The sequence below is a fragment of the Bacillus sp. AG4(2022) genome (assembly GCF_031844465.1).
Lineage (GTDB): Bacteria > Bacillota > Bacilli > Bacillales > Cytobacillaceae > Bacillus_AB > Bacillus_AB infantis.
This window is the reverse complement of record NZ_JAUZVH010000001.1, coordinates 673,360-696,450: the sequence shown is the minus strand read 5'-3', so window position 1 is coordinate 696,450 and position 23,091 is coordinate 673,360. Positions and strand designations below refer to the sequence as shown.

General features: G+C 46.8%; 21 protein-coding genes. 20 read left to right on the top strand and 1 reads right to left on the bottom strand.

Annotated elements, in window-relative coordinates:
• Positions 1 to 10 precede the first annotated feature (10 nt).
• From rpmF to Q9R36_RS03400, 3 genes are all read left to right on the top strand, one after another.
• Entirely contained in the window at positions 11 to 184 is a 174-nt protein-coding gene (gene rpmF / locus Q9R36_RS03410) for a 50S ribosomal protein L32 (RefSeq protein WP_009791160.1), read from the top strand.
• A gap of 139 nt (positions 185 to 323) precedes the next feature.
• The gene (locus Q9R36_RS03405) at positions 324 to 1,082 is read left to right on the top strand and encodes an enoyl-CoA hydratase/isomerase family protein (RefSeq protein WP_311224634.1); all 759 of its coding nucleotides are present in this window, start codon (positions 324 to 326) and stop codon (positions 1,080 to 1,082) included.
• 78 nt (positions 1,083 to 1,160) lie between these two features.
• Positions 1,161 to 1,763, top strand: a complete 603-nt coding sequence (locus tag Q9R36_RS03400; RefSeq protein WP_009791162.1) for an RsfA family transcriptional regulator — start codon at positions 1,161 to 1,163, stop codon at positions 1,761 to 1,763.
• A 51-nt stretch (positions 1,764 to 1,814) separates the two neighbouring features.
• On the opposite strand, the gene Q9R36_RS03395 is transcribed toward Q9R36_RS03400, so the two are convergent.
• On the bottom strand, positions 1,815 to 2,297 hold the full coding sequence (locus tag Q9R36_RS03395; RefSeq protein ID WP_009791163.1) for an N-acetyltransferase: 483 nt from the start codon (positions 2,295 to 2,297) through the stop codon (positions 1,815 to 1,817).
• Positions 2,298 to 2,638: 341 nt separating this feature from the next.
• Between Q9R36_RS03395 and Q9R36_RS03390 the strand changes: the two genes are divergently transcribed.
• The 17 genes from Q9R36_RS03390 (at position 2,639) to murG (ending at position 23,086) form a co-directional block, all read left to right on the top strand.
• The gene (locus tag Q9R36_RS03390) at positions 2,639 to 3,982 is read left to right on the top strand and encodes an acetyl-CoA carboxylase biotin carboxylase subunit (protein WP_101551133.1); all 1,344 of its coding nucleotides are present in this window, start codon (positions 2,639 to 2,641) and stop codon (positions 3,980 to 3,982) included.
• A gap of 14 nt (positions 3,983 to 3,996) precedes the next feature.
• Complete coding sequence (locus Q9R36_RS03385) at positions 3,997 to 4,209, top strand: biotin/lipoyl-containing protein (RefSeq protein ID WP_009791165.1); 213 nt, start codon at positions 3,997 to 3,999, stop codon at positions 4,207 to 4,209.
• A 32-nt stretch (positions 4,210 to 4,241) separates the two neighbouring features.
• A complete protein-coding gene (locus tag Q9R36_RS03380) occupies positions 4,242 to 5,783 on the top strand; it encodes an acyl-CoA carboxylase subunit beta (RefSeq protein ID WP_009791166.1) in 1,542 nt (513 codons plus the stop codon).
• Between the two features lie 865 nt (positions 5,784 to 6,648).
• Positions 6,649 to 7,542, top strand: coding sequence for a 2-dehydropantoate 2-reductase (locus tag Q9R36_RS03375; protein WP_311224541.1), 894 nt, complete (start codon positions 6,649 to 6,651; stop codon positions 7,540 to 7,542).
• Between the two features lie 12 nt (positions 7,543 to 7,554).
• Complete coding sequence (locus Q9R36_RS03370; protein ID WP_101550669.1) at positions 7,555 to 7,950, top strand: DUF3397 domain-containing protein; 396 nt, start codon at positions 7,555 to 7,557, stop codon at positions 7,948 to 7,950.
• A 124-nt stretch (positions 7,951 to 8,074) separates the two neighbouring features.
• Positions 8,075 to 9,709 (top strand): bacillithiol biosynthesis cysteine-adding enzyme BshC, encoded by a 1,635-nt coding sequence (bshC, locus tag Q9R36_RS03365; RefSeq protein WP_101550667.1) that lies wholly within the window; start codon positions 8,075 to 8,077, stop codon positions 9,707 to 9,709.
• Between the two features lie 307 nt (positions 9,710 to 10,016).
• A complete protein-coding gene (gene mraZ, locus Q9R36_RS03360) occupies positions 10,017 to 10,448 on the top strand; it encodes a division/cell wall cluster transcriptional repressor MraZ (protein ID WP_009791171.1) in 432 nt (143 codons plus the stop codon).
• 61 nt (positions 10,449 to 10,509) lie between these two features.
• The gene (gene rsmH / locus Q9R36_RS03355) at positions 10,510 to 11,442 is read left to right on the top strand and encodes a 16S rRNA (cytosine(1402)-N(4))-methyltransferase RsmH (RefSeq protein WP_009791172.1); all 933 of its coding nucleotides are present in this window, start codon (positions 10,510 to 10,512) and stop codon (positions 11,440 to 11,442) included.
• A 94-nt stretch (positions 11,443 to 11,536) separates the two neighbouring features.
• Positions 11,537 to 11,896, top strand: a complete 360-nt coding sequence (ftsL, locus tag Q9R36_RS03350; RefSeq protein WP_009791173.1) for a cell division protein FtsL — start codon at positions 11,537 to 11,539, stop codon at positions 11,894 to 11,896.
• Positions 11,893 to 14,136, top strand: coding sequence for a penicillin-binding protein (locus Q9R36_RS03345; RefSeq protein WP_009791174.1), 2,244 nt, complete (start codon positions 11,893 to 11,895; stop codon positions 14,134 to 14,136). Before ftsL ends, Q9R36_RS03345 begins: the two co-directional genes overlap by 4 nt.
• A 94-nt stretch (positions 14,137 to 14,230) precedes the next feature.
• A complete protein-coding gene (locus Q9R36_RS03340; RefSeq protein ID WP_022543694.1) occupies positions 14,231 to 16,147 on the top strand; it encodes a stage V sporulation protein D in 1,917 nt (638 codons plus the stop codon).
• Positions 16,148 to 16,468: 321 nt separating this feature from the next.
• On the top strand, positions 16,469 to 17,929 hold the full coding sequence (locus tag Q9R36_RS03335) for a UDP-N-acetylmuramoyl-L-alanyl-D-glutamate--2,6-diaminopimelate ligase (RefSeq protein ID WP_101550665.1): 1,461 nt from the start codon (positions 16,469 to 16,471) through the stop codon (positions 17,927 to 17,929).
• 84 nt (positions 17,930 to 18,013) lie between these two features.
• Complete coding sequence (locus Q9R36_RS03330; RefSeq protein WP_009791178.1) at positions 18,014 to 18,163, top strand: hypothetical protein; 150 nt, start codon at positions 18,014 to 18,016, stop codon at positions 18,161 to 18,163.
• A gap of 1 nt (position 18,164) precedes the next feature.
• A complete protein-coding gene (mraY, locus tag Q9R36_RS03325) occupies positions 18,165 to 19,139 on the top strand; it encodes a phospho-N-acetylmuramoyl-pentapeptide-transferase (protein ID WP_009791179.1) in 975 nt (324 codons plus the stop codon).
• Positions 19,140 to 20,492, top strand: coding sequence for a UDP-N-acetylmuramoyl-L-alanine--D-glutamate ligase (gene murD / locus Q9R36_RS03320; RefSeq protein ID WP_094767511.1), 1,353 nt, complete (start codon positions 19,140 to 19,142; stop codon positions 20,490 to 20,492).
• A 109-nt stretch (positions 20,493 to 20,601) separates the two neighbouring features.
• Entirely contained in the window at positions 20,602 to 21,702 is a 1,101-nt protein-coding gene (gene spoVE / locus Q9R36_RS03315) for a stage V sporulation protein E (protein WP_022543696.1), read from the top strand.
• A 280-nt stretch (positions 21,703 to 21,982) separates the two neighbouring features.
• Positions 21,983 to 23,086 (top strand): undecaprenyldiphospho-muramoylpentapeptide beta-N-acetylglucosaminyltransferase, encoded by a 1,104-nt coding sequence (gene murG, locus Q9R36_RS03310; protein WP_311224540.1) that lies wholly within the window; start codon positions 21,983 to 21,985, stop codon positions 23,084 to 23,086.
• Positions 23,087 to 23,091 lie beyond the last annotated feature (5 nt).

Sequence of the window (23,091 nt, the reverse complement as noted above, 5' to 3'; positions counted from 1 at the left end):
GGTGGGAAGAATGGCTGTACCTTTTAGAAGAACTTCTAAAACTGCGAAAAGAAAACGTCGCACTCATTTCAAACTGCAAGTGCCTGGTATGGTAGAATGCCCAAACTGTGGTGAGATGAAACTTGCTCACCGCGTGTGCAAGGCTTGCGGAACATACAAAGGAAAAGAAGTTGTTAACGACTAATTTTCACTATTAAAAGCACAGGGATTATATCCCTGTGCTTTTAATTTTGGCATTTTCCGGGTGAAGCTGGGCTGTTCTGTGATTTTATTGCTATTTAGCCGGACTTCTTCCTATAATGGAAGAAAAGTGAAGGAAGATGATGATGCCGTATTCAATAGAACAGCATGAAGATGGGCTGCTTCAATTCACGATCAACAGGCCGGAAGTCCGGAATGCAATCAACTATGAAGTAATGGAAGGGCTGAGGGAGGCAGTCAATCTGGCGGGCAGGAAAGAGGTTAAGGCACTTATGATAACCGGAGCCGGAGGCCATGCTTTTTGTTCAGGCGGAGATTTGGGGCTCTTCCACAGCCTGAAGACAGAGGATGAGGCTTTTGGAATGCTGTCAGGGATGGCGGAAATCCTGAAAGACCTGCTGTTCCTGCCAAAACCGACAGTGGCTTTTTTAAATGGGGCGGCGGTTGGAGGAGGCTGTGAGATTGCATCTGCATGCGATTTCCGTATAGCAGCTCCGGGTGCAAAGGCTGGATTCATCCAGGGAAAGCTAGCAATTACGACCGGCTGGGGCGGCGGCTCTATTTTAATGGAGAAACTCCTGCCAGCCAATGCGCTGAAAATGCTGGCGGAAGCATCGGTTTATGGATGCTCTGAACTGCTGGAGCTCGGATTCATTCATAGGATAAGCCAAAAGGAAGCGCTCGAAAGCTGCAGGGATTATTTGTCAAAAATTCTCCAGCTGGATGTGAATGTGCTTGAAAGCTACAAAAGGCTGCAGATTAAAAAGTGGCAAAACAGCCATATTCTGCAGAGAATTGACGACGAAGTCCGCCACTGTTCAGTTCTGTGGGAAAAGGATGAGCATCATGCGCAGGTGGACAAATTTCTAAATCGCTCTTAGTCATTATAATTTATTTTGCATCAGTCTATCTTTTCTAGCAGAAGCATATGCTTTTAAAAAGACTAGGAGGGATAGCTGATGTCGACAACAAGGCAGGATGCCTGGACCCAGGATGAGGATCTGCTGCTTGCCGAAGTGGTGCTTCGCCATATCCGGGAAGGCGGTACACAGCTGCAGGCCTTCGAGGAAGTGGGAAAACAGCTTTCAAGGACCCCTGCGGCCTGCGGTTTCAGATGGAATTCTTATGTGAGGAAGCAATATAAATCAGGGATTGAGCTTGCTAAGAAACAGCGGAAGGAATTGAAGAAAAAGCCGGAAGCAGTCCAGACTGGCAAGCAGGAACCTGAATCCGCCAAAACGGAGGATGGTACCTCAACGGAAAAAGCCGCTACCGGGGCAGAAATCCCTGAAGTTGAGGTTATAGTGGGTTACATTGAAGCATTGTACCGCAAAGCCAATCAGCCAGCCGCGGCTGAGACGGGAGAGCAGATCAAGAAACTGGAAAATCAGGTATATTACCTGGCTGCAGAAAACGAAAGGCTGCTGAAGGAGATTTCTGTCATGGAAAGAGACTATGAAGCGCTTACGGAAATAATGGAAAGGGCAAGGAAGATGGTGGTGCTGAAAGAGGAAGACCGCCAGCAGAAAACAAAGAACAGCCAGCAGGTATTTCAAAAGTGATCATACTAAAAAGCGGACAATTGATGTCCGCTTTCTGGCTGTCTGCCCCTGTTATTTGCTTTCAACCGTCTGTTCAGAGGCTCCGGCAGGAATCCACACCAATGGGTTTTCTCCCAGATCCCTTTCTATGTCATACGAGACGGAAGTGAATCCCATCCTTTCCCAGAATTCCTTTGATTTGATGCGGGGATTGGTTTTGATAGGAAGACTGAAGCTTTTCGCAAAGTTCACAAGCGCAGTTCCGTACCCTTTGCCCTGGTAATCAGGAAGAACTTCCAGCTTCCAGAGCTCAAGATAATCCTGCGGCGGGCTGAAATACCGGTCAAACTTCGCAGCCTCCCGGTAAAGACTCATTCTGGCAACCAGCTTATCCCCGAAATAGATCCCGTAAAAAGGAGACTCGCTGTCGTTCTCAATAATATTGGCTTCAAGATCTTCAAACATGGATAATTCCTGCAGGCCATATTCTTTGAATCTTTTAAATTCCTCAAGTGTTTTATAGTTCACCTTTAATTTTTCTACTTTAAATTCCATTATGTTTCCCCCTTGCGTACTGGTTACATTACATCATATGAATTTTTTTGCCCTGCAGTATAGAAAATTAAACCTGCCTGTTACAGCAAATATTTGAAGGCGCTTTCCAATATTATATAACAAAATAACAAATAATTCTGCATAATCAAGTTGTAATCGATGTTGAATTTTATGGCAGCATGCAGATATCTGGAATGAATGCTGCTGTCAGGCAAAAAGAAAGAGAGCTATTAGCTATTTTCAAATAATATAGAAAGCGTTTTCAAAAAAAGAAGGGAAAAAGGAGAACTTTGTAGAAATATATTTTATTGCAGGGATTAAGCCAGGAAAGGGGACTGAATGTGCGAAAAATACTGATTGCAAACCGCGGGGAGATTGCCTCGCGCGTTATTAGAACATGCCGTGAAATGGGAATTGAAACGATTGCTGTTTACTCAGATGCAGATAGCGGAATGCCATATGTCCAGGAAGCAGATCATGCTTTCCGGATAGGGGAGCCCCCGGTTGGCAGATCTTATCTCAAAACAGATGAAATACTGCGGATTGCCAAAGCTGAAGGGGCCGATGCTATTCACCCAGGCTACGGCTTTTTGTCAGAAAACGCGGCTTTTGCCCGCGCTGCAGCTGATGCGGGAATCGTCTTCATCGGACCCTCCCCTGAGACCATAGAGCTGATGGGAGATAAAATCGTTTCCCGGGATACTATGGTAAAGGCGGGAGTTGCGGTCGTTCCGGGAAGCAGTGAAGGTGTCGCCACGCTGGAAGAAGCTATAAGCCTTGCAGATGAAATGGGCTATCCTGTCATGCTTAAGGCAAGCGGCGGCGGGGGAGGGATCGGAATGATCCGCTGTGAAAATGAGCAAGCGCTCGCTAAGTCCTACGAATCAACGAAAGCACGGGCAAAAGCTTATTTTGGCTCAGATGAAGTATTCGTAGAAAAGTATATTCCTAATGCCAGGCATATCGAGGTCCAAATATTCGGGGATTCATTCGGAAACCTTGTGCACCTGTATGAAAGGGACTGCTCCATCCAAAGAAGACACCAAAAAGTGGTTGAGGAGTCGCCATCCCCTTTTTTATCTGAGGGGACAAGGCAGAATATGCTGAAAACAGCGCTCAGAGCAGGAGAAGCGGTCGGCTATGTGAATGCCGGAACTGTTGAATTCATTGTAGATGAAGAAGAGAATTTCTATTTCCTGGAGATGAATACAAGGCTCCAGGTCGAGCATCCCGTAACCGAGCAGATCACCGGCCTGGATCTTGTAAAATGGCAGATCCTCGTGGCAAGGGGCGAAAAGCTTCCATTGCTGCAGGATGAAATAGCAAGGAACGGCCATGCAATCGAGTTCAGGCTTTATGCAGAAGATCCTGTAAGTTTCATGCCTTCTCCGGGAAAAATTGATAGCTTTTACTGGATAACGGGGGACGGGATCCGGATGGATAACGGATATCTCGCTGAAAACACAGTCACACCTTTTTACGATCCAATGATTTCGAAGTGCATCATTTTCGGGGGCTCGAGGTCAGAAGCGATCCAGCGGGCATCTGATTTCTTTACACATTTGGAAATCACGGGGATCAAAACAAATGCTCCTTTATTTCAGCAGATATTGAATGACGAAGATTTTATTAAAGGAAATTATACAACTGCCTTTTTGGCGGAAAAGAAATTTGCAGTTCATTAAGAGGAGGAAATCACATGAAAGAAATAACATCATCAATGGCTGGTACAGTTTTGAACACAATGGCAGGGCCTGGGGACGAGGTCAAGGCCGGCCAGGAAGTCATTATGCTGGAGTCCATGAAAATGGAAATCCCGGTTGAAAGCCATATGGACGGAAAAGTAGCTGAGGTAAAAGTCTCGGCCGGTGATTTTGTCAATGAAGGAGACGTTCTGATCGTACTGGAATAGCAGTCCGCCAAAAGAAATAGAGGAGGCATAACATGAAGGCAGTCAACACTTTGACCGAAACATTAAGGGAAAGGTCCGAAGCGGCAGAAGCCGGCGGGCCCCCTAAATATCATGAAAAGCTGAAGGCGCAAAATAAGCTGTTTGTCAGAAAGCGCCTCGAGCTTTTATTTGATGACGGGGAGTATATGGAAGACGGCAAATTTGCCAATTGCAAGGAAGAAGGCCTCCCGGCTGACGGTGTTGTTTGCGCCACTGGAAAAGTGGGCGGACAGACAGTCTGTGTCATGGCAAATGATTCAACCGTAAAGGCTGGATCCTGGGGGGCAAGGACCGTCGAAAAAATCATCCGGATCCAGGAAACCGCCGAGAAGCTGAAGGTTCCATTATTGTATTTAGTAGATTCTGCCGGCGCCAGGATTACAGATCAGCTGGAAATGTTTCCAAACCGCCGAGGTGCCGGCCGAATATTCTATAATCAGGTCAAGCTGTCGGGAGTCATCCCGCAGATTTGCCTGCTGTTCGGCCCATCTGCTGCAGGGGGGGCTTATATACCGGCTTTTTGTGATATCGTCATCATGGTGGATCAAAACGCATCCATGTACCTGGGTTCACCAAGGATGGCTGAAAAGGTCATTGGGGAAAAGGTGACGCTGGAAGAAATGGGCGGAGCACGTATGCATTGTTCTGTCAGCGGCTGCGGCGACGTACTTGCATACAGTGAGGAAGAAGCGATCGAATATGCCAAACGGTACTTGCCGTACTTCCCTCCAAACTTCCTGAAGAAAACGGAACTGCTGGAGGGAATGGCAGCCAAAGAGGGCCGTCAGCTGGAAGACATCATTCCGGTTAACCAAAATGCGCCTTTTGATATGTATGAATGCATTGATGCATTGATTGACGAAGGCAGTTTCTTTGAAATCAAGAAGCTGTTTGCTCCTGAAATCGTTACCGGGCTGGCACGGATAGGCGGGAGAGCTGTCGGTATCATTGCCAATCAGCCGAAGGTTAAAGGCGGTGTGCTGTTTGTTGATTCAGCCGATAAAGCGGCAAAATTCATTCAGCTCTGTGATGCCTTCCATATTCCGCTGCTGTTCCTTGCAGATGTCCCAGGTTTCATGATTGGCACAAAGGTTGAGCGCGCCGGCATTATCCGCCACGGCGCAAAGCTGATCGCAGCCATGAGCTCGGCAACTGTTCCGAAGATATCCGTCATTGTGCGAAAGGCATATGGGGCCGGATTATACGCAATGGCGGGCCCTGCATTCGAACCTGACTGCTGCATTGCCCTGCCGACCGCACAGATTGCGGTAATGGGCCCTGAAGCCGCCGTCAACGCCGTATATTCCAATAAAATCAATGAAATAGAAGATCCAAAGGAGAAAATCGCCTTTGTCCAGGAGAAGCAGCAGGAATACAAAGAACATATCGATATCTACAGGCTTGCTTCAGAATTGATCGTAGATGATATTGTCGCTGCCTCTGATCTCCGCGATCAGCTGATCGAGAGATTCTCTTATTATGAAACAAAAGAACTGAATTTCAGCGTGAGAAAGCATCCGGTTTATCCGGTTTGATAGAAAGGCCTCATCAGGGCTAGGCTTTGCTGCTGGATAATAGAAAAGAGGAGGGTTCCGGTCCAGAGGCTGGAACCCTTTATTTGTAGATAAAGAAGACAGAGGATCCTAGTCAAGGCTGCTGAGACCCTCTGACCAGGAAAAAAGAAAAACAGAGGGTTTTAGTCAGAGCCACTAAGACCCTCTAACCAGAAAAAAAGAAAACAGATGGTCTTAGTCAGAGCCACTAAGACCCTCTGATCAAGAAAAAAGAAAACAGAGGGTCTTAGTCAGAGCCACTGGGACCCTCAGATCAAGAAAAAAGAAAACAAAGGGTTTTAGTCAGAGCCACTGGGGCCCTCTGATCAAGAAAAAGAAAACAGAGGGTCTTAGTCAGAGCCACTGAGGCCCTCTGATCAAGAAAAAAGAAAACAGAGGGTCTTAGTCAGAGCCACTAAGACCCTCTAACCAGAAAAAAAAGAAAACAGATGGTCTTAGTCAAGGCCGCTAAGACCCTCTGACCAGGAAAAAAGAAAACAGAGGGTTTTAGTCAGAGCCAGTAAGACCCTCTGACCAGAAAAAAAAGAAAACAGAGGGTCTTAGTCAGAGCCAGTAAGACCCTCTGATCAAGAAAAAAGAAAACAGAGGGTTTCAGTCAGAGCCACTGAGGCCCTCTGACCACTGTAGTTCTGCTCCGCTCTACTCATCAAGCCAAAATGCCTTTAATTTACTTTTAAATACCTTCTGCGCGTGCTGGCCACTTGCCTGATTTCATCCCATAACTTCAGCTTTTTTTATAAAAAAAAGAAAAAGTCCCAGGCGGAGTACAGGAAGTTGGCTATATCTGATAGAATATTACTAAAAGTTACAAAATAGAGGAGTTATTATGAAAATAGGAATCATTGGCGGGGGGGCAATTGGATTATTATTTGCAGCATACTTGCAGAAAGGTCATGACGTCACTCTGTATGTCCGTTCTGAAGAGCAGAAAAAGCTTATCTCTTCATATGGGATTTCATTATTGGCGGAAGGCAGGGAACATATTTCTTCTGTACAGGTGCTGCTGACTGATGAATGGAAGGGAGAAGAAGAGCTCTCCATTATTGCGGTCAAGCAATATGATATCCACCCCCTTATTTCTATCATAAATGATAATCAGGCGGCCCCACCCTCTTCTTTTTTATTTCTCCAGAATGGAATGGGCCATCTGTCACTGCTTCACGAACTCAGGGCCAGGGCCATCCTTGTAGGAACTGTTGAGCATGGGGCTTTAAAAAAAGATGCAAGGACCGTTCAGCACACAGGTGCTGGAAGAACGAACATAGCGGTTTTCTCAGGAGAAGGAACAGAAGCGGCCGAATGCCTGGAGGAAACTTCAGGGGACTTTCCTTTTACTGTCCGCAAGGATTACAAGGAAATGCTCCTTCAAAAGCTTGTCATCAATGCTGTAGTCAACCCGTTGACTGGCATTCTTCAAGTGAAAAATGGAGAATTGATTGAAAATCCCTTTTATTACATAGTAGTGCAGAAATATTTTGCGGAAATTGCCGCTGTGCTGGAGCTGTCCGATCCTGAAGAAGCTTTTGATGCTTTGGTTTCAGTCTGCAGGAAAACTTCATCAAACACTTCATCTATGTTAAAAGACCTGCAAAACCAGAGGCAAACAGAAGCTGATGCCATTCTCGGATATATTCTGGGAGAAGCGGATAAAAAAAATAAACACGCTCCCCTTGTTCATGCATTTTATTCGTGCATCAAGGGGAAGGAGCCTGGAAACTAGGGGGGATCCATCATGTCATCATTCTTTTCGGCAGTTGCCGCAACACTTGTAACAGTACCGCTGCTAGGCTACCTGATTGTATTCGTCATCAGCAAGCAGATTACAGGAAGCCACAAAAAGTCAGTCCGCATTGCACTCGACTCTAGTACATTTCTTCTTATTCTTTCTGTTCATTTTTTGATCCTGGCTATTTGGGAACGGTCTTATTTATGGATTATAGTGCTGTTCATGCTGTTTGCTGCAGTCATATTCACAGTCATCCATTGGAAAGTTAAACATGAAATTAATATCCAGATGATTTTCAAGGGGTTCTGGCGATTCAATTTTCTTTTGTTTTTCTCTGCCTATATTGTCCTTTTGATCTTCGGTGTCTTTCAAAGTGTCTCCGGCTATCTGTCTATTCCGTAAGCAGGCAATGCTCCGATAGTCATTTTTGGGGCATGTTTCTCAGGCAAAGTTTTTTTCTTTTCAATTCTGACAATGATATACTCAGATAGGAGTGAAAATTGTTGACCAGAAAGGAAGTACTTAGATGGAGATTTTAAATCTCTCACTGCCGGCATCCAGCCGGTTTGCGACAGATTATACGTCTCATGAGCCTGAGGTGGAGCGTTTTTTCCATTACCGCTATCATGATGCCAGCGAATATCAAAGGCGTTTGAACGAGCTGAAGGGACGGAAGTTTTACAGAGAAGAGCTTGCCGATTATATCGGGCAATATATGTCCAGATTTCCTTCTTCGGACAAAACCGGCATTTCATTAGATAAGCTTCGCTCGGAGGACAGTGTGGTCATCATCGGCGGACAGCAAGCAGGAATATTGACTGGGCCTTTATATACTATACATAAAGTAATTTCTATAATTGTTCTTGCAAAGCAGAAGGAAGCCGAACTCGGAGTTCCCGTTGTACCGGTGTTCTGGATAGCCGGGGAGGATCATGATTATCATGAGGTCAATCATATCTTTGCGGAGAACAGCGGGCGGATTGAAAAAGCTGTGTATCCGCATAAGATACTGGAGAAGAAAATGGTATCTATGATCGAGCTGGATCGAGCCCTGTGTTTCCGCTGGGCTGAAAGCCTGATTGAAGGCTATGGAGAAACAGAGCATACAAAAGATCTGCTTCAGTTTGTCCAGCGGGCTGCCGACGAGTCAGAAACCTTTGTGGACTTTTTTTCATATATGATTATGGAGCTGTTTAAGGAATATGGCATTTTGCTTGCCGATTCAGGCGACAGCCGCCTGAGAAAGCTTGAAAAAAACATTTTCTCTGAACAGCTGAGCCAGTTTTCCTCCATCACCAAAGCTGTCAAACAGCAGCAGAGGGAAGTGGAGGCGGCCGGTTTTAAGCCGGCGATCGAAATAGGAGATAATGCAGCAAACCTTTTCTTCTATGATGAACTCAATTCTGAAAGGGTCCTTCTGGAATATAATGAGGAACTCAGCGTATTCGAAGGCAAAAACGGAGCTATTCAGTTTTCTCTTGATGAACTGTCGCTGATTGCCAAGGGATCGCCTGAAAAGCTAAGCAATAATGTGGTGACAAGGCCAATTACGCAGGAACGGCTTTTCCCGGTCCTTGCTTTTATTGCCGGCCCGGGGGAAATTGCCTATTGGGCAGAGCTCAAACAGGCATTTGAACATCTCGGCATGGAGATGCCTCCGATTGTGCCAAGGCTGAATATCACATTGCTGGAAAGGCCTGTTGCTTCGGACATCCAGGATCTGGACCTGGAAATGGCAGCGGTTTTGGAAAATGGAACAGGCAAAGAGCAGGAAGCTTTTGTGGATGGAGTAAAGGACCAGGCGCTTTCAAGCCTTTTCGGAGAAACGAAAAAGCAGCTGATCAGCCAGTATAAGATGATTGAAAGCCGTCTTCGGGAAACTGACAGGGGAATGCTGCCCCTGCTTGAAAAAAATGAATCTTTTCTTCTAAAGCAGCTGGATTTCATGGAGGCGAAGACTGAAGAAAGCTTGAAAAACAGGCATTCAGCCATTCTTTCTAAATACAGGCGGATTGAAGCTGCCTTAAGGCCATCGGGGTCGCCTCAGGAACGGATCTGGAATATCCTATATTATCTGAATTTGCATGGTCTTACCCTTATAGACGATATAATGGAGCTTCCATTTGAGTTTGATGGAAAGCATAAACTGGTAAAGCTCTAAAAAGAAGGACGGCCACTGACCTGCATGCCTGTAAAGAGGTTTGGGATGGAAACATTCCAAACCTCTTTTTTTTTATGAGTTTTTTTGAAATGGAAATTTGTTTCCCCATCCCTTGTCAATATGGCTGGGAATTTTTTCGCATTGAGAGCAGCGCCTGCATCCAGGAAAGAATTTTCCATCAGGAAATAAAAAGGAGAAAAATAATTATTTACCAGAAGGATTTGCAGAATGCAAGGAGAATATTAAAAACATGTGGAGGAAAGTGGGGGAATGTGGTACATTTGAGTTGGAAAGTGGGGTTTAGGGCATGTTCATGGGCGAATACCATCATAATGTTGATACAAAAGGCCGTTTGATAGTGCCTGCTAAATTCCGTGACAATTTGGGCGAAATGTTCATTTTGACACGCGGGCTTGATCAATGTTTGTTTGGCTATCCGCTTTCTGAATGGAAGCAGCTTGAAACAAAGCTGAAAGGGCTGCCCTTGACCAAGAAGGATGCACGAGCGTTTACCCGCTTTTTCTTTTCCGGTGCATCTGAATGCGAACTCGATAAGCAGGGAAGAATCAACATTTCCAGCCCGCTCATGCAATATGCGAAGCTGGAAAAGGAATGTGTCATAGTAGGCGTTTCCAATCGAATCGAAATATGGAGCAAACATCTGTGGGAAGATTTTTTTGCAGAGTCAGAGGAATCTTTTGCTGAAATTGCAGAAAATATGATTGGGTTTGATATATAATGGGAATGTTTTATTAGTATAATAATTCCTCGATGATTCGATTGGAAGGTGGAAGACAAGGATGTTTGATCATAAAACAGTTTTGCTGGAGGAAACGGTAGCCGGTCTCGATATTAAGCCGGATGGCGTCTATGTCGATTGTACAATGGGCGGGGCCGGCCACAGTGAACTGATTCTGACACAGCTGTCAAGCCGGGGGAAGCTGTATGCTTTTGACCAGGATGAAACAGCTATTGAAAATGCACAAGAGAAGCTCAGCAAATATGGAGACAAAATCACTATAATAAAAAGCAATTTTCTTCATTTAAAGGAAGAGCTGGAAAAAGCCGGAGTCACTGAGGTGGATGGTGTGCTCTATGATCTTGGCGTATCTTCGCCGCAGCTTGATACACCTGAGCGGGGATTCAGCTATCATCATGATGCTCCGCTTGATATGCGGATGGATAAGGATGCAAGCCTGTCCGCTTATGAAGTGGTGAATGATTGGCCGTATGAGGACCTTGTCAGGATTTTCTTCCGGTATGGCGAGGAAAAGTTCTCAAAGCAAATAGCAAGAAAGATTGAAGCCGCCAGGGAGAAAGCACCGATTGAGACGACCTCCCAGCTGGTCGAACTGATAAAAGACGGCATACCGGCACCGGCAAGAAGGAAGGGCGGCCATCCTGCCAAGCGGGTTTTCCAGGCAATCAGGATTGCTGTCAACGATGAGCTTGGTGTTTTTGAGAAGTCGCTTGAGCAGGCGATTGATATTCTAAAGCCAGGCGGCCGGATCAGTGTCATAACTTTCCACTCGCTTGAGGACAGGATATGCAAAGCGACTTTCAAGAAAGCAAGCGAGACTCCGCCGCTGCCTCCGGGCCTGCCGATCATTCCAGACGAGTTCAAGCCGGTGCTTAAGCTTGTTGCAAGGAAGCCTATACTTCCATCAGAAGAAGAGCTGGAAGAAAATAACAGGGCGCGGTCGGCAAAGCTGAGGGTTGCAGAAAAACTGTAAGCAGACTAATAAGGGGACAAGCTTAACAGCTTGCCCCAATATAAAAATTAAGGCCAGGCATTGTCCGGCCCTATATGATCACAGGAGGGATAAAATGAGCAACTTGGCAAGGAAAATGCAGCAGGAGGAAGTACAGCAGCACAAGACAGCTGTAAAGGTGAAGAAGGTTAAGATTAAGAACCTGTGGCTCTCGCCCGGCGAAAAAATAATGGGTGTCGTTTTTGGGGCCATTGTCTGTTTTGGCGCTGTCCACATCATTTCAAACCAGGCTGCCATTTATGAGATGAACAAAGATATCCAGGATATCCAAACCTCTATAAACGAGAAAGAAAAATCAAATCGCGAGCTTGAAATGCAAATCAGCGAGCTAAGTACATACGAGCGCATTTTTGAAAAAGCAAAATCTCTTGGTCTGACACTTAATGAAAATGTCAGAGGTGTACAGGATAAATGATGAAAAAACAGCCAAATATCAATTATGGAGCAGCGATATTATTTGTAATATTCAGCCTGCTCTTTTTTGTTCTGATGTACAGATTTGTGTCAATTCAAATAACAGGAGAAGCGGGCGGCCAGCCTTTGGCGGCAAAAGCGGAGCAGAAGTATACCAATGAACGCGTCCTTGAGGCGAAAAGGGGAACCATCTATGACCGGGGGGGCGATGTGGTAGCAGAGGACGCCAGCTCATTTACGCTGGTTGCCATTCTTGATAAAGATATGACTGTCAACAAAAAGAAGCCTAAGCACGTGGTTGACAAAGATAAAACGGCAAGGGAGCTTTCCAAGGTAATTGACCTGGAAGAATCCGAGATTAAGAGGATTCTATCAAAGCCTGATGCCAAACAGGTGGAGTTTGGTACGGCAGGCCGCAATATATCCAATTCGCTTAAGAGGGAAATCGAGGACCTGAAGCTTCCGGGAATTTCTTTCCGGCCGGAAATCAAGCGATTCTACCCTAATGGTATGTTTGCATCCCATCTGGTGGGCTATGTTGAAAAGCCCGAAGAAGAGGATAAGGATGAGCCGGAAAGAACGCCGGCAGTCGGAAAGCTCGGGATAGAAAAAAGCCTGAACACCGTCCTGAGCGGCATCAATGGGAAGGTAACCTATGAAAAAGATCACTGGGGATATCTTCTCCCGGGGACTGACGAAAAGGTAAAACCGGCCAAGGATGGAAATGATGTTTATCTGACGATCGATAAAAAAATCCAGACATTTCTGGAAGACAGCATGAATAGTGTCCAAAAAGAATATAATCCGAAGAAAATGGTGGCGATCGTGGCTGACCCTAAGACAGGGGACATCCTGGCCATGTCTCAGCGGCCGTCCTTCCATCCCCAGACAAGGGAAGGCCTGTCAGATGATTGGTATAATGAGGCAATCGAGACTTCATTTGAACCTGGTTCGACCATGAAGATATTTACGCTGGCATCTGCGATTGAAGAAGGGCAGTTCAATCCCAATGCCTGGTATGAGTCAGGGACCTATGTGGTGGACAAGGGATCAAGGCCGGTCCGGGACCATAACTATGGACGGGGATGGGGTTCAATCACCTATCTCGAAGGAGTGCAGCGATCCTCCAATGTTGCTTTTGCAAAAATTGCCAAAGAGCAGCTTGGCTTTGATGCTTTCAGGAAGTATTTGACCAGGTTTGGGTTTGATAATCCTACCGGAATAGACCTTCCGAATGAAACAGGTGCTAAATTCGCCTATCAGTATCCGATTGAAAAGGCAAACACTGCATTCGGACAAGGGACGGCTGTCACGCCGATCCAGCAGATCCAGGCAGCAACCGCCATTGCGAATAAAGGGCAGATGATGAAGCCCCATGTGATTGACAAAATCGTTGATTCAGCAACAGGAGAAGTAATCAAGGACACAAAGCCTGAAAGCGCCGGAAAGCCGATATCCGAAAAAACGGCGAAGGAAGTCCTTGATATACTTGAAACAGTAGTTTCATCAGAGAAAGGTACAGGCTATAAAAAATATAATCTGGAAGGCTATAAAGTTGCCGGGAAAACCGGAACCGCACAGATTCCGGGATCAGGCGGATATTTGACCGGGCCAGAAAACTATGTTTTCTCCTTCATGGGCATGGCGCCGGCAGAAGATCCTGAGCTGGTCATGTATGTGGCAGTCCAACAGCCGCAAATCGATGATTACGTAAAAGGGTCTCTGCCTGTATCGCAGATATTCAAGCCGGTTATGCAGAACAGCCTTCAATATTTGAATATAGAACCTTCAAAGCAGACGAAGGTCGAAGCAAAAGAGGTTCCGGATGTTGCAGGCCTTTCTGCGGATGATGCTGCCAAAAAGCTGAGCGGCGCAGGGTTTGTGCCGGCGGTGATCGGGAAGGGCGGCAAAATAACGGGACAGCTTCCGGAACCGGGAGCTTCTATACTCGAAGGGGAACGGGTAGTCATTAAAACGGACGGGACTTTGAATGTTCCTGATATGCAGGGCTGGTCTATGAGGGATGTTATGAAGACGGCTAAAATTGCCGGCCTGAAGCTGAATACGGTAGGCAGCGGCTTTGCAGTCAAACAGAATCTTTCCCCGGGATCTCCAGTCAAAGAAGGCGAGTTTCTAATTGTGGACTTTGAAACGCCTCTGGAACAATACAGCCGGTCAGCTGCCGAAGAGGATGAAGCTGCCGGCGGGGAAGACGCTGAAGAGGAAGAAGTATTGGATTAACAGTAAAGGGCGCACCGTTTCAGGCGGTGCGTTCTATTTGTGCCGGTACAAGCATATAGTTGAACGAGCCATAATTGAAGGAGGTTCGTTTTTCATGCGCGTTTCAAATGTTACCGTAAGAAAACGGTTGACCATTGCTTTATTGGCAGGCATACTCATCTTTTTCATCATCGATATCCGGCTCGGATATGTCCAGTTTTTCCTTGGCAGCATGCTGACGGATGAAGCTAAAGAGCTGTGGAGCCGGGACATCCCGTTCGAGCCGGAAAGGGGAGAAATCGTCGACCGCAATGGTGTGGCTTTGGCAACCAATGTCAGTGCCCCGACCGTCTATGTCGTTCCAAGGCAGGTAAAGGATCCTGATGAGACGGCTGAGAAGCTGGCCGCCATACTGAATATGTCCGAGGAGAAGGCGCTTCAGCTGATCACCAAGCAGGCATCAAGTGTGAAAATACCTGAGGGCAGAAAAATTTCCCATGAAAAAGCAACAGAAATCAGGGCAGAGGGAATGGCTGGGGTCTATATCGCCGAGGACTCCAAGCGGCATTATCCTTTTGGCAATTATCTTTCACATGTGCTCGGATTTGCCGGGATCGACAACCAGGGGCTGATGGGGCTGGAGCTTTACTATGACAAAGATCTGAAGGGCGAGAAAGGCTCTGTCAAATTTTACGCAAATGCAAAAGGACAGCGGATGAATGATATGGCAGATGATTATAAGCCGCCGGTCGATGGCATGGACCTGAAGCTGACGATCGACTCGAAGGTGCAGACGATTGTCGAGAGGGAGCTGGATATTGCAGAGGCGGCCTATAATCCGGACGGGATCATTGCGATTGCCATGAACCCGAATACAGGGGAAATCCTCGCAATGTCAAGCAGGCCGGACTTTGATCCTGCCAATTTCCGGAACGTTGCGCCGGATATTTACAACCGGAACCTGCCGGTCTGGAGCTCATATGAGCCGGGCTCCACTTTTAAAATCATCACTCTTGCAGCTGCCCTTGAAGAAGGGAAAGTAGACCTTGCCGAAGATCACTTTCATGATCCGGGCTACACTGAAGTAGGAGGAGCGAAGCTGCGCTGCTGGAAAAGAGGGGGGCATGGAAGCCAATCATTCCTCGAAGTCGTGCAGAATTCATGCAACCCGGGCTTTGTGGAATTAGGAGAAAGGCTTGGGAAGGAAACACTGTTTAAATATATTAAAGACTTTGGTTTTGGTGCAAAAACAGGCATAGATCTTCAGGGTGAATCAAAAGGGATCTTATTCGATCTTGAAAATGTCGGTCCGGTTGAACTGGCGACCACTGCTTTTGGACAGGGTGTTTCCGTTACGCCGATCCAGCAGGTTGCAGCAATATCAGCAGCCGTCAATGGCGGGACGCTGTATACACCATTTATAGCAAAAGAGCTGATTGACCCTGCTTCAGGTGAAATCGTGATGAGAAAAACCCCTGAGGCTAAGAGGAAGGTCATATCAGAGGAAACTTCTAAGGAAATCCGCCTAGCACTTGAAAGTGTAGTGGCTCAAGGGTCCGGGAAAAAAGCGTTCGTAGACGGATACAGGGTCGGCGGCAAAACCGGGACTGCGCAAAAGGCGGAAAACGGAAGATATCTCGAGAACAATCATATTGTGTCCTTTATAGGCTTTGCCCCTGCGGACGATCCTGAGCTTGTTGTTTATGTGGCAGTTGACAATCCTAAAGGCACTATCCAGTTTGGCGGGGTGGTTGCTGCACCGATCGTCGGGAATATCATGGGCGACAGCCTTAGGGCAATGGGTGTTGAGCCGAGAAAGGAACAGCTTGAAAAAGAGCTGACATGGCTGGATACTCCGATGGTGGAAGTGCCCGATTTAGTAGGCATTACGAAAAAGGAGCTCGGCGAATTGATTGTCAACCTGAAAATAGACGGCAGCGGGGAAGGCGAGACAGTTGTCAGGCAAACCCCTCAGCCTGGTGTGAAACTGAAGGAAGGGTCAACAATCAGACTGTATTTTGATGACAAATAAGAGCAGGATGCGGGCGGCCGGTCAGCGCTGCCCGTTTTCTTTAGTAAGAAGCAAAAGGAATTTATTCATCCATTTCAGTCAAAGGAAGTTTTTCTTTAAATTTTCATTACTAAATGGCTAAAAGAAGAATAATCATGTAAAATATAAGTCGCCATGCAGGAATTATTTTGGCTGAGAGCTTTAGGGAAAGCATACAGCTGCTTTTTCAGCTATGAAAAAAGCAGCTGCAGATCCGCTGCGTGGCCGACTGAGCAAAACGGCAGGGGATGATGCAGGCTGATGCTGCCTGTCTTTCCTGCGGAATGAGAGGAATGGGTTCAATTGAAATTACATACACTGCTACACTATCTCCACCCCTTTAAACCTTTTGGTGGTGATAATCCTGAAATTGTGTCCATAGAAAATGATAGCAGGCAAGTGAAAAAAGGGAGCTTGTTCATCTGCATCGAGGGCTTTACGGTTGATGGACATCATTATGCAGAAACAGCTGTCCAGAACGGGGCGGCGGCCGTTTTGGCTGAGAGGGAGCTTTCGCTGAATGTCCCTGTCATCATTGTCAAGGATACAGCAAGGGCCATGGCTGTACTGGCGGATGCTTTCTACGGCCAGCCAAGCCAGCAGCTGCATTTGATTGGAATCACCGGTACAAACGGGAAAACGACGACAAGCCATCTTATTGAAAAGATTCTGGCTGATGCCGGCAAAAGCACGGGCCTCATCGGGACGATGTACACCAAAGTCGCCGGCGAGACGCTTGAAACGAAGAATACGACGCCGGAAAGCCTGACATTGCAGAAGACCTTTGCTTCCATGGTCGAAAAGAAAGTGGAAGCGGCTGTTATGGAAGTAAGCTCCCACGCACTTGATGAAGGGCGCGTCCATGGCTGTGATTTCAATGTGGCCGTATTTACTAATCTGACACAGGACCATTTGGATTACCACAATACAATGGACGAATACAGAAGGGCTAAAGGCTTGCTTTTTGCACAGCTTGGGAGCGCGTTCTATCACAATAAACCTAAGTATGCTGTACTGAATGCCGATGATCCGGCAAGCGCCGAATACAGGAAATCGACTGCCGCGCAGATTCTGACCTATGCAATCGATAATGAGGCGGATTTGCGTGCCGTGCACATCCAGATGGATGCCAGAGGCACTTCATTTGACCTTGTCAGCCCGTTTGGCGTGCACCCTGTTGCCATGCAGCTGATCGGCAAATTCAGTGTTTATAATGTGCTGGCTGCAATTGGGGCAGCTTTGGCTTCAGGTCTTGAGCTCGAAGCGATCCTGGAATCCATTTCAACTGTCAAAGGTGTCCCGGGCAGATTTGAAACAGTGGATGCCGGACAGAATTTTTCTGTGATTGTCGACTATGCGCATACTCCTGACAGTCTGGAAAATGCATTGGAAACGGTAAAAGAGTTTGCTGAGGGCCGGATTTTCGTCGTAGTTGGCTGCGGCGGTGACAGAGACAGAACCAAAAGGCCACTGATGGCTAAAATCGCTTGCAGGCTTGCAACTGATGCGGTATTTACATCGGATAATCCGAGAAGCGAAGATCCGGAAGAAATATTGAAAGATATGGCTGCGGGCGTCCCTGAAGGAAATTATACAATGATAGCAGACCGCAAAGAGGCAATAGCATACAGTGTTGGTGCTGCAGGCAAGGGAGATGTGATTCTCATAGCAGGCAAAGGGCATGAAACATACCAGCAGATCGGCGGGCAGACATTTGACTTTGACGACAGGACTGCAGCTAGAGAAGCTATACAAAACAGATAACCAGGGCAGCAGCCGGGAAAGCTGCTGCTCCGATGATATACTCTATAACAAATAATAAATAGATATACTGAAAGGCTTTTGATCATGACGAATACTATTCAATCCAGCGGTGCCGAATGCGGCATGGCTGCCCATAACTACCATAAGATAGAAAATAAAAGTCTTAATGACAGGCTCACTACATATGATATTGCAGTAATGAATGAGCGGGCATTACAGGAAGGAGGGGAATAAAATGATGGAGCAGGCAATATTTCTGACAATCCTGATGGGGTTTTTAATAACAGTCCTACTATCTCCCATTTTCATCCCTTTCCTTAGAAGGCTGAAATTCGGCCAGAGCATCCGGGAGGAAGGACCGCAGTCGCACCAGAAAAAAACCGGTACGCCGACAATGGGCGGGATCATGATTCTGCTTTCGGTTACTGTGACTACCCTGGTGATGTCCAGCAAGTTTGCAGAGCCTACAGCGGAGATATATATGGTCCTGCTGGTCACACTGGGCTTTGGGCTTCTCGGTTTTCTAGATGATTTCATCAAGGTGGCGCTAAAAAGGAATCTAGGCCTTACTTCTAAGCAAAAGCTGCTGGGCCAGATTATCATATCGCTCATTTTTTATTTCATCTTCCAGACAAATGAATTTTCAACAGAGGTGTCTATTCCATTTACAGATCTGTCCATTGATTTAGGCTGGAGCTATGCATTGTTCATCATTTTTTGGCTCGTCGGCTTTTCCAACGCTGTCAATCTGACAGACGGGCTGGACGGACTTGTTTCCGGTACTGCGGCAATCGCGTTCGGTGCCTTTGCTGTTCTGGCATGGAACCAGTCCCAATTTGAAGTGTCGATTTTTTCAGTTGCTGTTGTGGGTGCAGTCCTGGGATTCCTTGTATTCAATGCCCATCCGGCAAAAGTATTCATGGGCGACACCGGTTCGCTTGCCCTGGGCGGTGCAATTGCAACTGTTGCCATCCTGACAAAGCTTGAGTTCATCCTGATCATCATCGGGGGAGTTTTTGTCATTGAGACGCTTTCTGTTATTCTGCAGGTAATATCTTTTAAAACAACTGGCAAGAGGATTTTTAAAATGAGTCCCCTTCACCACCATTATGAGCTTGTCGGCTGGTCGGAATGGCGCGTAGTAGTGACTTTCTGGACAGTCGGGCTCCTGTTTGCAATCCTGGGAATCTATATCGAGGTGTGGTTATAATTGAAGCAGATAGATACTTACAATCATAAAAAAATTCTTGTACTCGGACTCGCCAAGAGCGGGGTGAGTGCAGCTTCCCTGCTGCACAAGCTGGGGGCCTTCGTTACTGTTAATGATATGAAGCCTTTATCTGAAAATCCGGAAGCCCAGGGCTTGCTTGAGCAGGGGATCAAGGTTATTTGCGGAGACCATCCGATAGAGCTTTTGGATGAAGGGTTTGAACTTATTGTTAAGAACCCGGGAATCCCTTATCATAATCCAATGATAGAGGGCGCCATGGAGCGCAGCATTCCTGTCATTACAGAAGTGGAGCTTGCTTATCAGATTTCCGAAGCGCCATTTATCGCGATCACTGGAACGAACGGGAAGACAACAACCACAACCCTTGTCCATGAAATGCTGGAAGCGGGCGGAAAGTCGCCGTTGATTGCGGGGAATATTGGGACTGTTGCCACAGGCGTTGCTGAAGGTGCAAGATCCGATCATACCATTGTCATTGAGCTGTCTTCTTTCCAGCTGATGGGCATAGAGGCCTTCAGGCCGAAAATCGCGATTCTTACAAATCTGTATGATGCCCATCTGGATTATCATGGGACAAGGCATGATTACTTTGAAGCCAAAGCCAATATTACTAAAAACCAGACAGAAGAAGATTACTTTATTATCAATGCTGATCAGGAGGCTGTCATTCAATTAGCAGAAGAAAGCCGCGCCCGGATTGTGCCGTTCTCTGTCAGCAGGGTTCTTGAGGCAGGGGCATGTGTAAAGGATGGCTGGATCTGCTTTAATGGGGAGCCTGTCATGAAGCGGGAAGATGCATCCCTTCCCGGCAATCATAATCTGGAGAACATTCTTTCTTCGATTGCAGCCGCGAAGCTTTCAGGCGTGGATAATAAAGCGATCTTTAAGGTCATGTCCTCTTTTGCAGGTGTCAAACACAGACTTCAGTATATCGGTGAAGTGGATGGACGGAAATTCTACAATGATTCCAAGGCTACTAATATACTTGCTACGAAAAATGCCATTGCCGCTTTTGATGTTCCTGTCATACTGCTGGCCGGCGGCCTCGACCGCGGCAATGGCTTTGAAGAATTGATCCCTTCACTGGCTAATGTAGAAACATTGATCACCTTTGGGCAGACAGCCGGAAAAATAGAAGAGGCAGGAAAGCTTGCGGGAATAAAATCGATCATGCGTGTCGATAATGTTGCTAGCGCCGTACCCGCCGCCCACAGGCTTTCAAAGCCGGGCGATGTCATTCTCCTCTCGCCGGCATGTGCAAGCTGGGACCAATACAAAACTTTTGAGGTCAGGGGAGACATTTTTATCGATGCGGTGCATAAGCTTAAGTAAGGGCTTGTCCCGGGCGCTGACCGTCCGGGAGCGACTGCATCTTCATTGTGCTGCAAACTAGAATGCATGCTCATGCAGGCCCTAAAACTTGCATTCGAGGTGTATTCTGTTGCCAACAAAAAAATCTACTCCGGACTTTATATTGATTTTAGTTACATTTACTCTGCTGGCAGTCGGCCTCATTATGGTATACAGCGCCAGTGCCATTTGGGCAGAGTATAAGTTTGATGATTCCTTTTTCTTTGCGAAGAGGCAGATGCTCTTTGCAGCTGCAGGCATCATGGCCATGTTTTTTATCATGAATATCGATTATTGGACATGGAGGACCTGGGCCAAGGCAATTGTAATTATTTGCTTTGTACTGCTGGTTCTCGTTCTTATTCCCGGGGTGGGAAATGTAAGGAATGGATCAAGGAGCTGGATAGGCGTAGGGGCATTTTCCATCCAGCCTTCCGAATTCATGAAGCTTGCCATGATTGCGTTCCTGGCTAAGTACCTTTCTGAAAGGCAAAAGCTGATAACCTCTTTCCGCAAGGGGCTCCTCCCTTCCCTTGGGCTCGCATTTCTTGCATTCGGGATGATTATGCTTCAGCCTGACCTTGGGACAGGGACCGTGATGATCGGGACCTGTGTGGTTATGATATTTATCTCCGGGGCGAAGATAAGCCATTTTGCTGTTCTTGGGCTTATCGGCCTGGGGGGCTTTGCGGGGCTGGTGCTGTCAGCTCCGTACAGGATGAAGCGGATCACATCATTCCTTGATCCATGGGAGGATCCGCTTGGGAGCGGCTTCCAGATCATCCAGTCATTATATGCAATAGGGCCAGGCGGGCTATTCGGCCTTGGCCTCGGGGAGAGCAGGCAAAAGTTTTTTTATCTGCCTGAACCCCAGACCGATTTTATTTTTGCCATCCTGGCGGAAGAATTGGGTTTCATCGGTGGTTCTTTCGTGCTTTTATTGTTTTCTCTCCTCCTCTGGAGGGGGATAAGGATTGCGCTGGGAGCACCTGATTTGTACGGCAGCTTCCTTGCCGTGGGAATCATTGCGATGGTGGCGATCCAGGTTATGATAAACATCGGGGTTGTTACCGGGCTGATGCCGGTAACTGGGATTACACTCCCTTTCCTCAGCTATGGCGGTTCATCCCTCACTCTAATGCTGATGGCGATCGGAGTCCTCCTGAATATAAGCCGGCATGCGAGATATTGACCCTGTTTCCGACAGGGTTTCTTTTTACTTTCCGGGCTGGCTTTACAAGGGAAAGAAGCTTTCTTCTGTACAGCTTCAAAAATCAGGGTGACTATCCAGATATTTTAAGGATTTTTATTACATTTGCATGACATTAATGTTATGGCTTATTAGAGCCGTTTAGATTATAGTAGAATGGGGTAAAGCGTGAGAGTGTTTTTTAAGGGAAACTTTGTGCTGCCACCCCTTTAAGGCTATTAATGCCTGCTAAATACCAACACTCTTCTTTGAGGTGAAAGTCATGAGAATTGCAGTCAGCGGAGGCGGTACAGGAGGACATATATATCCTGCACTCGCATTGATCAGAGAAATTCAAAAAGAGAATAAAGACACAGAGTTTTTATATATAGGCACAGAAAAGGGGCTCGAAAGCACTCTCGTGGAAAGAGAAGGCATCCCGTTTAAATCTATACATATCACTGGCTTCAAAAGAAAGCTGTCTTTTGAAAATATGAAAACTGTATTCAGATTCCTGAAAGGAACAGCTGACAGCAGGAAAATGCTGAAGGACTTCAAGGCGGACATTGTCATCGGAACCGGCGGCTATGTGTGCGGTCCTGTTGTCTATGCAGCTGCCAAGCTTGGCATCCCCACAATCATACACGAGCAAAATAGTGTCCCGGGACTGACCAACAAATTCCTGAGCAGATATGTCGATAAAATCGCAGTCTGTTTTGAAGAAGCAAAAGAATTTTTTCCATCGGAAAAGGTTATCTTGACTGGAAATCCCCGCGCCTCAGAAGTGATTGGCCAGGACCCTGTCAAAGGCAGGCTTTCAGCCGGTCTGAAGACAAATATCCCTTCTGTTTTAATTTTTGGCGGCAGCAGGGGCGCAAGGCCGATTAATGAAGCTGTGCTGAAATCGCTCGCCGAGCTGCAGGATAAGCCTTACCAGGTGCTGTATGTGACAGGAGAAGTGCACTATGAGGAAGTCAGAAAAGAGGTAGAACTGGTCGGCAATCCGCCAAATGTGATCCTAAAGCCATTTGTCCATAATATGCCGGAGGTTTTGGCCGGCACGGACCTGACTGTGGCAAGGGCGGGGGCGACCACTCTTGCAGAGCTGACATCACTTGGAATCCCGAGCATACTGGTGCCAAGCCCTTATGTGACCAACAACCACCAGGAGAAGAATGCCAGGGCCCTTTCTGATAACGGGGCAGCAGAACTTCTGCTTGAAAAAGAACTGACCAGCAAGAAGCTTGTCGCTTCAATTGATGGAATACTCCTTGATGAGAAGAAACTGAAGGATATGAAAAAAGCGGCCAGGGAATTGGGGATACCGGATGCGGCCAGAAGGCTGCACCGCGTTATGGAAGACCTTGTCCGTAAGAAGGGCCAGTAGCCCAA